The following is a 14,356-nucleotide window of genomic DNA, read 5'->3' as shown; positions in this document are numbered from 1 at the left end:
GCTCCTGTATCTGCTTAATTTCCGCCTGGGTCTCATTCATGTGGATATGAATGGGGATATTATACTTACCGGCTAATTCACGGGCATAGGCACAGAACTCCGGCGGACAGGTATATGGGGCATGAACTCCCATCATAACCGTAATAAGGCCATTTCCTGCGCCATTGTAATTCTCATACAGCTTCACATTGTCTTCCAATATCTGACGTCCCGCCGGGAACAGGCCAATGGCTCCCCGGGCAAGGATACCGCGAATTCCCGCCTTGATGGCAGCCTCAGCAACGGCTTCCATGTGAGGGCCATACATGTCAGCAAAGGCAGTGGTGCCGGATTTAATCATTTCCAATAAGGCCAGCTCGCCCCCCACCCGAATGTCCTTTTCCACCATTTTGGCCTCCGTAGGCCAGATACGGTTATTTAGCCAATCCATCAGCTCCATATCATCACCGTAGCTTCTCAGCATGGTCATAGAGGCATGGGTATGACCGTTTACAAAGCCCGGTACGGCAAAATGGTTTTTACCGTCTACAGTGCAGTCTGCATTAAAATCCGCCGGAATATCCCCAATAGCTAAAATCTCCGAATCCTTCACGGCGATGTGGGCTTCCTTTACCGTATAATCCTCCATCAAGACGTGAGCACCCTTAATCAATATTTTATCCACTTTAAACTCCTCCATTTTCTGTATGATTCATAATCAACGGCTCTCCTTGTTGCCTGCATTATATCATAAAACCTTCTCTACTAAAAGCATAGGACGTGGCACCGACGCGGAGCTAGTCCTGAAAGGGCGACGCGAAGCTAGTCCTGAAAGGGCGACGCGTAGCTAGTCCCTTCCCCTCCCCTACGAGACTAGCTCATTGTATTCGCATCGCTAGGGGAAGTCTTTTAAATGTAATGTACTAAGTGCCACAAAAAAACCGTGACAGATACAGAATATCCACCACGGTTTTTTAGGATGAATGGCCAATACGGTTTATTTTTGCGGTTACGCGCCGCTATATTCAGCGAAAGTCCAAAGCTGCTGAAATCTGTTATACAACATTATTATAGGGCTTCATGTTATCAAAGATATTCATTAACACCATTAGGCCGCAAGATTATGGTATTTACGTTATTCACGTTTACATTGTACCAATCCTCAGAGCTGCCATCTCTGTAATGAACCTTGAAGTCCCAGTTTTCAGACAGGGCCAAACGATCAAAATCGAGGGTAAAAGTAGTACCATTTTCCCAAACGCCATTGCCAAGTAAATCTTCATACCACTGGGTGCTAATGGTAGGAGAACAATTAAAAACAACAATTGTCTTACCGGTATTGTTCACCAGATTTAAATCCTTGGCGTCAGCAGTGGATGAGCCCATAATAGCCAATCCCAATACCATAACAAAGGCTAAAAACAACTTGTGCAAATAAAATTTTCTCATAAGCTTTCCCTCCTGTAAAATCACCTGTTGGCCAACTCATAAATAATAACAATAACTACATTGGGGCATTTGGATAAACTCACAGCAGGATATTTTACTATGAAATCTTAGCGAAACAAATCCGAAGGATGCAGATGAGCTCTAGATTTCGTTGTAAGGGCTGATGAAAGCCCTTATGCTTTCATCTTGCTTACTAAATCCCCCGATTGTTTTTCCATTTGCTATTTATATCCCCCAAAACATAAAACTGTTATGTTTTTTATTTCTATACCGATAAAAAAAATCCTGCTAAAAAATGACGTAATTTATTCATTTTTTAGCTGAAATCGGTCGGGGCAGGTGCAGTGCTCTCTAAAAAGAATATTCCCCATATTATTTTTTCTTTTTTGCCTGCTTTGTCCTAACCTGTTTGACATTATTCCAACCTCCATAGTATAAATATATACAGGAGAAAGTGTGACCTATACAAGTGGTATAGGATTTAGAAGGGGTTGATGGCATATGAATGAATACATAAAAAAACACTTTCAAATCGAGGAACGGCAAACCTCCATAAAGACCGAGCTGTTGTGCGGCTTACTAAATTTTTTCGCCATAATGTATATAATTGTCGTAAATCCGGCTCTTTTTGAAAATGCCGGCATGAATTTCGGCGGGGTCTTTCTGGCCACCATCTGCGCCACGGCCATTGGCTGCTTCTACATGGGAATGATTGCCAATTACCCTATTGTAATTGCGCCGGGCATCGGCATAAATGCCTATGTGGTATTTACTGTGGTGGTATCCTTGGGCTACAGCTGGCAGGATGCCTTGGGGGCCTGCTTCGTGGCTGCCTCCATATTCCTGTTTTTAAGCCTTACCTCCTTCCGGGAGCAGCTAATAAACTCCATTCCTGAATGTCTAAAAATCGGCATCACCGCCGGTATCGGATTATTTGTTACCTTTATTGGCTTAAAAAATGGCGGCTTTGTGGTGGCTGACCCAAGTACCTTTGTAACTATGGGTGATCTCACTAATCCAGGCACAGCTCTGACGGCCATAGGCGTGCTTTTATGTCTTATATTGACCATTTTGAATGTTCCGGCAGCCCTGCTCGTCGGTATGATAATTATCACCATTGCGGCGGGTATCCTGGGCTTGCTCCAATTGCCTGAATCATTAATCGCCCTTCCCACAGGGATTTATACCACCATTGGCGGACTGAAATTTGATCAAATTCCTACTATGCTCCCTATCGTAATGATAATTTTACTGGTTACCATGTTTGATACCACCGGTACTATGATTGGGGTGGCCAAGCAGGCCAAGCTAATGAAGGACGGGGTATTCCCTAATCTGCGCAGTGCCCTGATGGCTGACGCCTTTGCCAGCTTTTGGGGTACCTTCTTAGGTACCGGTCCCTGCTCCAGCTTTGCCGAATCCTCTGCCGGAGTACTGGCCGGGGCCAGAACGGGCTTGGCAGCCGTCACCACCGGGTTGTTGTTTATAACCCTTATTTTTCTCTTCCCATTGGCTCAGGCCATCGCCTCAGTCCCGGCTATTACCTCGCCGGTACTGATTATTGCCGGTATTCAGATGTTTGGTGAAATCAGTACCCTGGACTGGAACGACAAGCCAACTCTCTTTCCATCAGTGCTGGCCTGTATTGTTATGCCCCTTACCTACAGCATAACCAACGGAGTGGCCATGGGAATGATCAGCTATGTGGCTATCAGCATCGCCTCCGGCCGACGGAAGGAAATCCATCCCTTACTCTATATTTTCTCCATCTGGTTCCTGTTGGAATTCCTGAAAATATTCCAATAAAATTCCACAAAAAAGAAAGGCTGAGAGTTCATTTTTCTCTCAGTCTTTTTTTGACTCATTTTACATATATTTCCTTATCCACCTTATCATCCAGCCGAGCCATGACAAAGGCGGAGGAAATATCGCCCGCCACATTGCCGGCCGTACGGATACAGTCAACAATCGGATCAATACCAATAAACAGCATTACCATGGAGGTTGGTATTCCAGCCATGGCGAAAACCGACGCCATAACAACGATCATCGCCCCCGGTACAGTGGGGAAGGTAAAGGTCAGCAGCAGGGTGCCCACAAAGAAGGACACCAAAAACTCCATATCAACCGGCAAACCGCAGGTCATGCGCATAATCAGGGCCACCATAATCAAATAGGCCCCGCTGCCGGTCATATTGAACTGCACCCCCACGGGAATGGCAAACATGGTCACCTTTTCATCGATACCCAGCTTTTCCCGGCAGAGCTTTATGGTCTCCGGCATACAGGCACTGGAATTGCTTAGTGAAAAAGGAATCACCAAATATGGCAACAGCTTTTTAAGAAAGGGTATCGGCGATATCCGGCCCCCTACTGATACAAATAAAGTGGATAGCAGGATAATCAGGGGAAAAAGGAAATAGCCACCCAGAATAATTTTCCCATATGCAAGCAGCATGGAAAAATCCGTATGCAGCATCATTTTGGTCATGGATACAGCTACCACAAAGGGCATAATGGGCATCAGCACCCCCATGGCATCCATGGTAAACCTGTTGCAAAAATCCACAACCTCCTTGGCCTTGGCGGCCCGATCGCCGGCCTTGGCCAGAAGGATACCAAAAAACAGGGCCATAAACAGTACCTGGAGCATATTGTTGGAGGCAAAGGGCACCACCACGTTCCGAGGGACAATGTCCACCAGCAGCTCCACCAGGGAAATGGTTTTAAATTGTTCATTGTCAATATTTTGCAGGAAATTCGCCATTTCCGGTATGGCGCCAATCCACAGGCCCACCGCACTGCCCATCAGTAAAGCCATGGCCAGCTTGATGATGGATACCCCCATGAGCTTCCCCCCCATTTTACCGATATCGGCAGCATTGGACATGCCGGTAACACCGGACATAATGGAAAAGAAGATAAGGGGGGCCGCCAGCATCATCAAGGCTTGGATAAACATACTTTGTATGGGAGTTAGGATTATGGACTCCAGCCAATGAAGCATCCCCTCATCCAAAACTTGCTTCAGGATACATCCTAATACAAGACCCGTCACCAGGCCCACCATAATATGTATAGCCTTTTTGCTGCTGGAGGAATGAACCCGTATGGAAATTACATTTTCGCCATTGCTTCGGCTGTAGCTTAGGGACTCCTTATGGGCCTTCAATAGGGCATAAACATACATTTCCTCTTCATCATCGAAGTTTTCCTCCATAGCCACAAAGGGATTGTAGGCCTCTCCCCGGGCTGAAACACCGATACTGATATCGCCAAACCGCTTTCTGATGGTTATTTTTCCTTCAAAATTATCCTGATCCCCGGCGGCATTCACCAGGCGAAAAAAAGACTCCTCCAGCAAAAGCTCCCCGGTATAAATTTCCTTCTGGGTGGCCCCCATTTCCGCCAACCTGGCTTCCAGCCACTGGATTGTTATATTATAATCAGCCTTGGATATAGAATGGGTTTTTAAACTCATAGACCTACCCCCAATAAAATGATAACTTATTCAGGTGGAGTTTTAACTCCATCTGAATTTAGTTGAATTTTACCCAGGGCTTTACGGGTGCTTTACTCCCACCTAAGAGGAGGGAGTCTTAGCACCCGTTAGCATCGGATAAAACGACAAAATATTCCCAATAAAATAAAAAATAATTTTCTAAAGCTCTGCTCCATTTTAATTTTCGACAAAAAATCCCATATTCCTTGAAAAAAGTCTTATCTTTAATTTGTTTTCAGCAATCAAGAAAAAAGAGCTGCCTCCCTGAGACAGCTCAAATGAAAAAACACTTATTTCTTTACTACATCCACGACCTCATCCTTAAAGTACGACTCGGTCAGGGCCATTCCATCGGGAACATCGGCATCCCGCGGCATAAACAGTCCCTTTATGCCAACGGCTTCATTATTGGTTTTCTTTTCCAAGGGAACAACGGTCCAGAATACTACATCAGCCTTCTTGGAGGTCAGGGTAGCTGCTCTGCCGCCACTGGCCACCTGCACCACTTCGATACTGCACTTAAGCCGCTTGCCAATTTCCGCCAAAATAGCTGTGTTAAAGCCGGCTGCACTGCCATCGGCCTTCACCAAATCAAGGGGCGGCAAATCACCGGTTACGGCAATTCTCAAAGGAACATCCCCAGGCTGGAAGGGCAGGGTAACTGCCGGTGGTTCGGCACCTGGCTTTAGGTCAGTAATATATTCCTTGGCCAGTTTATCCAAGGTGCCATCTGCCTTCATGTCCGCAATAACCCGATCCAAATCGGCCTTTAGCTTGTCATCCTCTTTTCTGACTCCAAAGCAGAATTCATCCATTGGTTTGTCGGCAACGTCCTTCACGGCCATATTATTATTCCGTTCAGTCAAATATTTGGCCACGCTTTTATAAATGCGCATGGACTCAATTTTGCCGCTTTCCAGGCCCATCTGCATGGCCGAAAGATTATCATAGTAAGTAAACAGCATTGCCTGATCGGATGAGCCCTTTTCCTTTAATAATGCATTGAGCTTGTCCTCACTGAGATTTTGTCTGGTCAATAGGCCTACCTTAACAAGATTTTTTCCATCCTGATTGGTGTCCTTCTGGGAAACCGGTTGACCACCACAGCCCACCAAAACGGCCCCGGCAAGGGCACAGCCTAATAAAATTGCAGCCGCTTTTTTCCAATTCATTTTTCGTTCCTCCTCAATCTAAAATTAATTTCCGGCAACCTCCACACGCACCCGGTTTCTGCCGCCATCATAGACGTAAGAAATACTGGATACCCGTTTTTTCAACAGAGTGATTCCAATATGCTCCATACCATCATCGTCATCCTGACTTTCGGCCAAAATAGGGTTGTACGGAACGCCACCACTAACCACTTCCAGAACAATGCAATCCATGGCCTGAGCATAAGTCACATCCAGCTTAAGGTCCACCTCCTCACCGTCGGCAAAGCTGCCATGAAAAAATTCATATATCAGCTCCTCGCTGGAAAGCTGGAGCAAATAAGTACGGTTTCCATTTATACCGTATTTCTCGGCAAAGCTCCATAGTCCGCCCTGGAGCTGCATAAGGTCAAACTCGGACCGCTTGGTAATCTCGTAGCTAAAGAAGGTATGCTTGCGTATGAAGGAAATGGTTTTTTCCCTCTTGGGGGAATTGAAGATTTCATCAGGAGCTCCCTCCTCGTAAATCCCCCCGTCGGCAAAAAACAATACCCGGTCAGCCACCTCCTGGGCAAATTTCATTTCGTGGGTAACTATAAGCATGGTCAGCTTTTGCTTGGCCAGCATCCGAATAACCGCCAATACCTCCCCCACCATGGTAGGATCCAGAGCACTGGTGGGCTCATCCAGCAGCAGCACCTTGGGCTTCATCATCAAAGCACGGCAAATGGCTATACGCTGCTGCTGACCACCAGATAAAACCGTAGGATATACCTTGGCCTTGGCCGCCAACCCCACCTGAGTCAGAAGAGACATGGCCTTTTTTTCCGCTGTCTTAGGATCCATACCCAAAAGACGGGTGGGGGCCAAGCATAAATTATCCAGCACATTGTAATGAGAAAACAGATGGAATTTTTGAAAAACCATCCCCATTTGGCGGCGAATTAAGTCCACATTGGCCCCCGGAGCCGTAATTTCCTGACCGTCAATGGTGACACTGCCCTTATCCGGAGCCTCCAGCAGATTGAGGCAGCGCAGAAAAACGCTTTTTCCACAGCCTGAGGCCCCGATTATGGCAATCCGTTCGCCCTCCTGAACACTGAGATTAACATTGTTCAATACCTGCAGGTTCCCAAAGGCCTTGGATAGGCCCTTAACGTCAAGCACTCCCATCTACTCCAGCACCTCCCTGTTCTTACGCCACTCCAGCCAGGCAAAAATCCCGTATACGCAATAGGAAATGGCTATGTAGATAATCATACCGCCCAATATGGTTATCATGGGCTGCATGGTACGGGAGGCCGTGTTATAAATTACCCGGGTAAGGTCGGTAATGGTCACATAGCCTACTACACTGGTCCATTGAATGAGGTTGACGATGGTGGACTGATAAACTGGTTTGGCAATCTCCATCATCTGAGGCAGGGTCACCAGACGAAAGGCCTGAACACGGGAAAAGCCCAAGGTGCGGGCGGCCTCCACCTGACCAAAGTCCGTGGCCATAATGGAGGAACGCAACAGCTCTGCCACATGAGCCGCCGTATGCAGGGCAAAGGCAATAATTGCCACCACCTCAGGGGAAAGGTCGCTTTGGGCCAACAGGCCATAAAAAAGGAGCATTAGCAGCATAAGCACCGGACACCCCCGTATCAGAGCAATATACCCGGCGGTGAAAAACCGCATCACCCTGTTACTTCCCATGCGAAAAAAGCACAACAGGGCCCCCAGTATTGTTCCCAGCACAAGGGCGGCCAGGGAAATCTCCACCGTTACCCAAATCCCCTTGCAAAAGGTTGTGAAGGCACCGTTGGCAATAAATATTTGATAAATCAAATCCATATTATATGATGCCTCCATTCTGCTTCCTATTTCTAATTTTATCTCATTTCCTTATTATTCTTCGACAAATAAATGGTAAATCCTTTAAAAATGCTAAAATTTTGACTTAAATCGAGGCTGAAACCGACTTAGTCTGCCCTGCTGAACGGAACACAAAAAGAAAAAAGTCCCCAAAACCATATAAAGCGCCTTTGAGGACTATTACTCACCGGATTTGAAGCCCAACCTTCATATAGCATTATTTCCTCCAGGTACAGACACCGCCCTGGCATTCATCACTTTGGCCATAAGCAGCCTGTGAATTGCTATTATCGGATTGGTCATCCTCTGCGGCCAGCACCGGCATGGTCAGCAGCAACAGGCAGGCTGCCAACACAAATAAAATTTTCCTTAACATCAACAACACCTCTCCTTGATTTCCCTGCCCAAATATAAAGCTTGGTGAGGACAGGCCTCTATACATTTTCCGCACATTATACATTCGGCAGACGCTGTCTGCCGGGCCGGATTAATATCCATAGGGCAAATCTCCTGACATATACCACAGTCTATGCACCGCTGCTTTGCCAGCCGCACTCTGTACATACTGACAGGATTTAATAAGCCATAAATTGCCCCAAGGGGACACAGGGCCTTACAAAAAAAGCGGTAAATAAAGGTACAGCCTGCTACTACCCCCAGCAGAACAAGGATTTTCCAGCCAAAGAGTATACCGACGGCCTGGCGAATTTCCGGGTGGGTCAGCAGCATGGGAACCGCTCCCTCCAGGGTTCCCGCCGGACAAATATATTGGCAAAAGGCCGGCAAGCCTTGGCTGCCGAAAACGGCTCCCCATAAGGGTACCAGCAATACAAAGACTGCCAGCACAATATATTTCACATATATCAAGGGATGAAACAATTTCTTCTTGGTCACGGGCAGCTTATGCAGCAGCTCCTGAAAAAAACCGAAGGGACAGAGAAAGCCGCACACAAACCGACCCATCAGCAATCCCAGCAGCAAAAGAAATCCGCTGACATACAAGCTGATGCCAAAGCCTGAGGTTCCTCCCACCGTTTGCAGGGCCCCTATGGGGCAGGACAGGGTGGCCGCCGGACAGGAATAGCAGTTAAGGCCCGGAGTGCACAGATTTTTCCCCGGCCCCTTGTAGATTTTTCCGACAAAAAGATTGGTCAGCTCCCAGTTGGTAATACACGACATCACTATCTGCACAAATTTCCGACGGATATTGAAGGTGAAGTGCATATCCTCACCCCAATCCTATACATTCCAGGCAAAGGCGAATGGCCTTTTGAAAAATCAGGTCAGCTTCCCCCCGCCACAGGCCGAAGCTTATACTGCTTATAGCTGCCAATAAAAGAAGCAGCCGAATTTTGCCCACTGCCGTCACTTCAGATACCTCGTCAAAAGCTCCTTATATTTTGGCACGTCGGCCCCTATTACAGCTTCACCAATGATATTGCCCTCAGCGTTTACAAAAATAGTGGTAGGCACCGCCTCAACTCCGTCCAAATAACGCATAATGCCCTCGTCAGGTATAATATTTACAAATTTAACATTTGACTCGGCAGTAATTCTTTTGGCCTCATTTATTGTTTCCATGTCATTTTTGTCACTTACATCACAGACAATGCCAATAATCTGGGCATCGGCAGGCATCTGTCCGGCCCATTCCCCCAGCTCCGGCATCTCCCCAATACACGGTGGACAGAAGGTTCCCCAAATATTGACCACAGTAACCCTCTTTCCCTTAAAGATGTCCTGGGTAACAGCGTTGCCTGCCAAATCAACTGACTGAAAGGCAGGAAATTTTTTCTCCTTGGCCCTGGACGAGGTATTTTCCGCCAAACACCCCGCCGACAACAACAAAATTGTCATCACAACAAGGGCCATACTGGTCAGCTTAATAAATTTATTCATGTAAATAACCTCCCCTGTAAAAAATATTTGAATATTTAGGAATATTATAGCAAAAAAGCAACTAAATAGTAATGGATTTTTACAAAGACTAAAGCGGGGCTCCATAAAAGATATCCCAAATACTCAAGCACGCCATTTATTTACATTTTCTTTTCAAAAAAACAGAACTGTCTCCGAAGAAACAGCTCCGTTTATCATTTTATAGTGTTTTTATCCCAGCTTCTGGGCCAAAAGCTGATTTACAGTCTGTGGGTTGGCTTTGCCCTTGGACTGCTTCATTACCTGGCCGACCAGGGCACCAATAGCCTTCTTGTTGCCGGACTTGTAGTCCTCAACAGCCTTCTGGTTTGCCTGGATAACCTTATCAACGATTTCCTCGATGGCCTTGGTGTCAGTAATCTGTACCAAGCCCTTGTCCTTAACAATCTTCTCAGGACTGTCCGGGCTCTTCCACATTTCCTCAAATACCTTCTTGGCAATCTTGGAGGATATAGTTCCCTTGCTGATAAGACCAATCATCTCACCAAGACGCTTTGCGTCAACTGGGGAATCAGAAATTTCCAGGCTCTCAGCATTCAAATTCTTGGACAAGTCCCCCATAATCCAGTTTGCAGCCAGCTTGGCATCAGCACCGGTCTCAATAACCGCATCAAAATACTCTGCCATTTCCTGGGAGCTGGTAATAATGCCGGCATCGTAGGCCGACAAGCCGAACTGCTCCTCCAGACGGGCCTTGCGGGCATCCGGCAGCTCAGGCAGGGCTTTTCTGAAGGCCTCTATTTCCTCGTCAGTGGTAATTATTGGCACCAAATCAGGCTCCGGCATGTACCGATAGTCATGGGCATTTTCCTTGCTGCGCATGGACAGGGTAATGCCACGGTCCGGGTCCCAGGTACGGGTCTCCTGAATGATGTGACCACCGTCCTCAAGAACCTCCTCCTGACGCTCGATTTCATAAGTCAGGGCTTCTTCCACCGCCTTGAAGGAGTTAATGTTCTTCATCTCAGTACGGGTGCCCAAAACATCACTGCCAGCAGGACGGAGAGATACATTAAGGTCAGCCCGGAGATTGCCCTCCTCCATCTTACAGTTGGACACATCAATGTACTGCAAAATTGACTTAACCTTCTCCATATAAAGACGAGCTTCCTCAGGGGAAGACATATCCGGCTCAGACACGATTTCAATAAGAGGTACACCAGTACGGTTGTAGTCTACATTTGATGTATCGGAGTCCTTAATGGTGTTGCCGGAATGAACCAGCTTACCGGCATCCTCCTCCATGTGGATACGGGTGATGCGGATGCGCTTGGTTTCACCATTGCTCTTGGTAATATCTACATAACCATGCTCGCAGATTGGCAAATCATACTGAGAGGTCTGCCAGTTCTTGGGAAGGTCAGGATAATAATAATTCTTGCGGTCAAATTTGGAGAATTTATTAATCTCACAATTCAGGGCCAAGCCTGCCTTAATGGCAAATTCCAGAACCCGCTTATTAAGGGTAGGCAATACTCCTGGAAGACCAAGACATACGGGGCACACATGGGTGTTGTGCTCTGCGCCAAAGGTGGTAGCACAGCCGCAGAAAATCTTGGTGTTGGTTTTTAATTCACTATGGATCTCCAGTCCAATAACTGCTTCGTAGCTCATGCTTAGTTACCTCCCAACTGAGGCCGGTCATTGTGGAATGACTGGCTCTGCTCATAAGTGTAGGCCACCCGGAGGATGGTCTCCTCGTCCAGGGCCTTACCAATAATCTGTAAGCCAATAGGCATATTCGAGCTGCTGTAACCGCATGGTACGGAAATACCGGGAAGGCCGGCCAGATTAAGGGGAACCGTGCAGGCATCCTGCAAATACATTTCCAGTGGGTTGGAAATCTTCTCACCAATCTTATAGGCAGGGGTTGGTGCAGTAGGACATACAATGACATCCACCTGCTCAAAGGCCTTATCGAAGTCCTCCTTAATAAGGCGACGAACCTTCAGGGCCTTCAAGTAATAAGCATCATAGTAACCAGCACTAAGGGCGTAGTTACCAATCATAATACGACGCTTAACCTCCTCACCCAAATACTTGGTACGGGTCTTGGTCATCATCTCCACCAAATCAGCAGCATCCTCAGCCCGCTCGCCATAGCTTACGCCGTCATAACGGGCCAGATTGGTGGCCGCCTCCGCTGGGGAAATAAGATAATATGTAGAAATCGCATAATCAGTATGAGGCAGGGAAATTTCAACAATTTCAGCACCCAGCTCCTTCAGCTTATCAATAGCCTCACGGACGGTTTTCTCCACCTCCTGATCCATACCCTTTACGAAATATTCCTTGGGAATACCCACCTTCAGGCCCTTAACATCCTCCACCAGAGCCTTGGTAAAATCCGGAACCTCCTCATTTACGCTGGTGGAATCCATTTCGTCACGGCCAGAAATAATATTTAAGATATGAGCGCAGTCGGTAACATCCTTGGTTATAGGGCCAATCTGGTCCAAAGAGGAAGCGTAAGCCACCAGACCATAACGGGATACACGGCCATAGGTTGGCTTCATACCTACCACACCACAGAAGGAGGCTGGCTGACGAATGGATCCGCCCGTATCAGAACCCAGAGCCCAGATAGCCGTACCAGCCGCTACAGCAGCCGCACTGCCGCCGGAAGAGCCTCCGGGAACACATTCCGTATTCCATGGATTACCGGTTTTCTGGAAGGCGGAATTTTCCGTGGAGCCGCCCATGGCAAATTCATCCATGTTGGCCTTGCCGATAATAACCGGATTTTCCTTTTTTAATTTTGTCATAACCGTTGCATCATAGGGAGCAACGAAATTCTGCAATATTTTGGAGGCACAGGTAGTCTTTACCCCCTTGGTGCAGATATTATCCTTAATGGCACCAGGAATACCCTCCAGGAAGGAAATGGTCTCACCCTTGGCAATTTTCTCATCTACGGCCTTGGCCTGGGCTATAGCCTCGTCACGGGTAATGGTCAGATACGCCTTAACATCCCCCTCCACCTCGTCAATACGGGCCAAAACGGCTTCCGTAAGTGCAAGGGAGGTTATTTCTTTATTTACAAGCATGTCATGCAGGACATGTGCTGGCTGTTCAAATAATTTCACAGTGCTGCCTCCTAGTTTAGTCTTCCAATACCTTTGGAACCTTGAAATAGCCATCTTCCTTCAGTGGCGCATTGGACAAGGCCAAATCGCGATCAAGGGATTCCTTCACCACGTCCTCACGGAACACGTTGCTGATAGGCAATACGTGGGCCAATGGCTTAATATCGTCGGTATTTACGGCACTCAGGTTGTCAAAATACTCCAGCACATCATTGAGCTGCTGGGTGTACTGAGCCTCCTTGTCAGCAGGAATATCCAGACGGGACAATACTGCCACATTTTCCATATCCTTTTTGGTAACCTTCATTTTATCACCATCCAAATCATATATTTGATATAGATTTCATATAAACACACAGAGGTAATTATATCATAATATCGGGCTAATTTAAACTGCCCAAATAAAATAAGGGCCCGTCCAATGACAGGCCCATAAAATATTATACACAATTAATATACTTGCTCACAGCTTCTTCAACAACAGCGTTTAATGATTTGCCGGCTCCTTCCCTACCTCCTGACAAAAATCCAGATATTCATCAACGGCCTTATGAAATTCCTTCACAATTCCTTTAGTATCATCACTTACGAAATCAACATAGTCGTTAATACCATCTATCACACCGTGCAGAACTTCTGACTCCACATCATATTCCACTTTTGCGTGATACCCCTTGTATTCCAATATATTCATAACCAATCATTCCTTCAAAATATATCATTAATATGTTTTAATTGGCTCTTGCCTGCCCAAGCTCAAGGGCTGTATGGATAATAGATCGTACATCAAATAAATGCAATCAGAGCTCAGATTATGGTTCTATTTTAGTCTGTTTACAAGCTTGTCAAGCAACGTCCGACTTATCGATACAAAACTATGGTTATTGCCAAGATACCTTACAAGTAAAGGGCTCACTGCATAATAGATTTTTACGAACAGCCTGCCGAAGAAGTGTGGCAACAACATTGTGTCTCTGAATTGCCTGAGCACTAATACTTCGGGGGCATTATATGAGCCATAGACCGCTGTAGCGATATAGCACCCTTCTTTCTTGGAAGGGGCGTTTTTTTCGGCTGCCAGCTTAGCATTTAACTCGCCTATGGATGCATTGTTTTTGCTTTCCAGTACTTTAATTTCTGCAATATCCTTCCCGTTTAACCCTTTACAAAATACATCCTGAATTTCTTTTCGTATGGTCATATCATATTTCGACGTTTCTTTGCCATAGAAATTCATACGCCACGAAACACCATGACAATATAAGAGATACAATTCAACTATGTATCTTGTTATCACCTGCATAACAGGATCCTTTGCAATAAATGAAGGGGGAATATTTGTAAACGTCAAAATATAGTATGCCTCAATAGCAAATAAAAAGCAGCCCGTA

15 protein-coding genes and 1 pseudogene are annotated in these 14,356 nt (G+C 46.4%); 1 reads left to right on the top strand and 15 read right to left on the bottom strand.

What is annotated here, in order from left to right; translation table 11 throughout:
• The coding region (locus tag Q0Y54_RS07430) for an amidohydrolase family protein (protein WP_297965855.1) at positions 1-664 on the bottom strand (664 nt) is incomplete at its 3' end.
• Positions 665-1,065: 401 nt separating this feature from the next.
• Entirely contained in the window at positions 1,066-1,428 is a 363-nt protein-coding gene (locus Q0Y54_RS07425; protein ID WP_297965853.1) for a hypothetical protein, read from the bottom strand.
• Positions 1,429-1,929: 501 nt separating this feature from the next.
• Between Q0Y54_RS07425 and Q0Y54_RS07420 the strand changes: the two genes are divergently transcribed.
• Entirely contained in the window at positions 1,930-3,234 is a 1,305-nt protein-coding gene (locus Q0Y54_RS07420) for an NCS2 family permease (RefSeq protein ID WP_297965852.1), read from the top strand.
• Between the two features lie 55 nt (positions 3,235-3,289).
• On the opposite strand, the gene Q0Y54_RS07415 is transcribed toward Q0Y54_RS07420, so the two are convergent.
• The 13 genes and pseudogenes from Q0Y54_RS07415 to Q0Y54_RS07355 form a co-directional block, all read right to left on the bottom strand.
• Positions 3,290-4,909 (bottom strand): dicarboxylate/amino acid:cation symporter, encoded by a 1,620-nt coding sequence (locus Q0Y54_RS07415; protein WP_297965850.1) that lies wholly within the window; start codon positions 4,907-4,909, stop codon positions 3,290-3,292.
• A gap of 311 nt (positions 4,910-5,220) precedes the next feature.
• Positions 5,221-6,102, bottom strand: coding sequence for a transporter substrate-binding domain-containing protein (locus Q0Y54_RS07410; RefSeq protein ID WP_297965848.1), 882 nt, complete (start codon positions 6,100-6,102; stop codon positions 5,221-5,223).
• Positions 6,103-6,534: 432 nt separating this feature from the next.
• Positions 6,535-7,248: pseudogene (locus Q0Y54_RS07405) on the bottom strand (amino acid ABC transporter ATP-binding protein); the annotation flags it as partial.
• A gap of 6 nt (positions 7,249-7,254) precedes the next feature.
• Complete coding sequence (locus Q0Y54_RS07400) at positions 7,255-7,920, bottom strand: amino acid ABC transporter permease (protein WP_297965846.1); 666 nt, start codon at positions 7,918-7,920, stop codon at positions 7,255-7,257.
• 238 nt (positions 7,921-8,158) lie between these two features.
• Positions 8,159-8,317 (bottom strand): hypothetical protein, encoded by a 159-nt coding sequence (locus Q0Y54_RS07395; RefSeq protein WP_297965844.1) that lies wholly within the window; start codon positions 8,315-8,317, stop codon positions 8,159-8,161.
• A complete protein-coding gene (locus tag Q0Y54_RS07390) occupies positions 8,317-9,132 on the bottom strand; it encodes a 4Fe-4S binding protein (protein WP_297965842.1) in 816 nt (271 codons plus the stop codon). The genes Q0Y54_RS07395 and Q0Y54_RS07390 overlap by 1 nt, the downstream gene beginning before the upstream one ends.
• A 37-nt stretch (positions 9,133-9,169) precedes the next feature.
• A complete protein-coding gene (locus tag Q0Y54_RS07385) occupies positions 9,170-9,301 on the bottom strand; it encodes a CD1871A family CXXC motif-containing protein (RefSeq protein ID WP_297965857.1) in 132 nt (43 codons plus the stop codon).
• Between the two features lie 5 nt (positions 9,302-9,306).
• Positions 9,307-9,840: a TlpA disulfide reductase family protein gene (locus tag Q0Y54_RS07380; RefSeq protein ID WP_297965839.1), complete on the bottom strand. Its 534-nt coding sequence runs from the start codon at positions 9,838-9,840 to the stop codon at positions 9,307-9,309.
• A gap of 210 nt (positions 9,841-10,050) precedes the next feature.
• The gene (gene gatB, locus Q0Y54_RS07375) at positions 10,051-11,493 is read right to left on the bottom strand and encodes an Asp-tRNA(Asn)/Glu-tRNA(Gln) amidotransferase subunit GatB (RefSeq protein WP_297965837.1); all 1,443 of its coding nucleotides are present in this window, start codon (positions 11,491-11,493) and stop codon (positions 10,051-10,053) included.
• A 2-nt stretch (positions 11,494-11,495) separates the two neighbouring features.
• Positions 11,496-12,965, bottom strand: a complete 1,470-nt coding sequence (gatA, locus tag Q0Y54_RS07370; protein WP_297965834.1) for an Asp-tRNA(Asn)/Glu-tRNA(Gln) amidotransferase subunit GatA — start codon at positions 12,963-12,965, stop codon at positions 11,496-11,498.
• A gap of 16 nt (positions 12,966-12,981) precedes the next feature.
• On the bottom strand, positions 12,982-13,272 hold the full coding sequence (gene gatC, locus Q0Y54_RS07365; protein ID WP_027397042.1) for an Asp-tRNA(Asn)/Glu-tRNA(Gln) amidotransferase subunit GatC: 291 nt from the start codon (positions 13,270-13,272) through the stop codon (positions 12,982-12,984).
• Positions 13,273-13,452: 180 nt separating this feature from the next.
• On the bottom strand, positions 13,453-13,659 hold the full coding sequence (locus Q0Y54_RS07360; RefSeq protein ID WP_297965831.1) for a type II toxin-antitoxin system HicB family antitoxin: 207 nt from the start codon (positions 13,657-13,659) through the stop codon (positions 13,453-13,455).
• Positions 13,660-13,785: 126 nt separating this feature from the next.
• Positions 13,786-14,356 (bottom strand): CFI-box-CTERM domain-containing protein (locus Q0Y54_RS07355; RefSeq protein ID WP_297965829.1); only part of this gene is annotated, 571 nt, incomplete at its 5' end.

The sequence above is a fragment of the uncultured Anaerovibrio sp. genome (genome assembly GCF_947302755.1).
GTDB lineage: Bacteria > Bacillota > Negativicutes > Selenomonadales > Selenomonadaceae > Anaerovibrio.
Note: the sequence above shows the minus strand (reverse complement) of the source record. Positions and strands in the feature narration are given on the sequence as shown.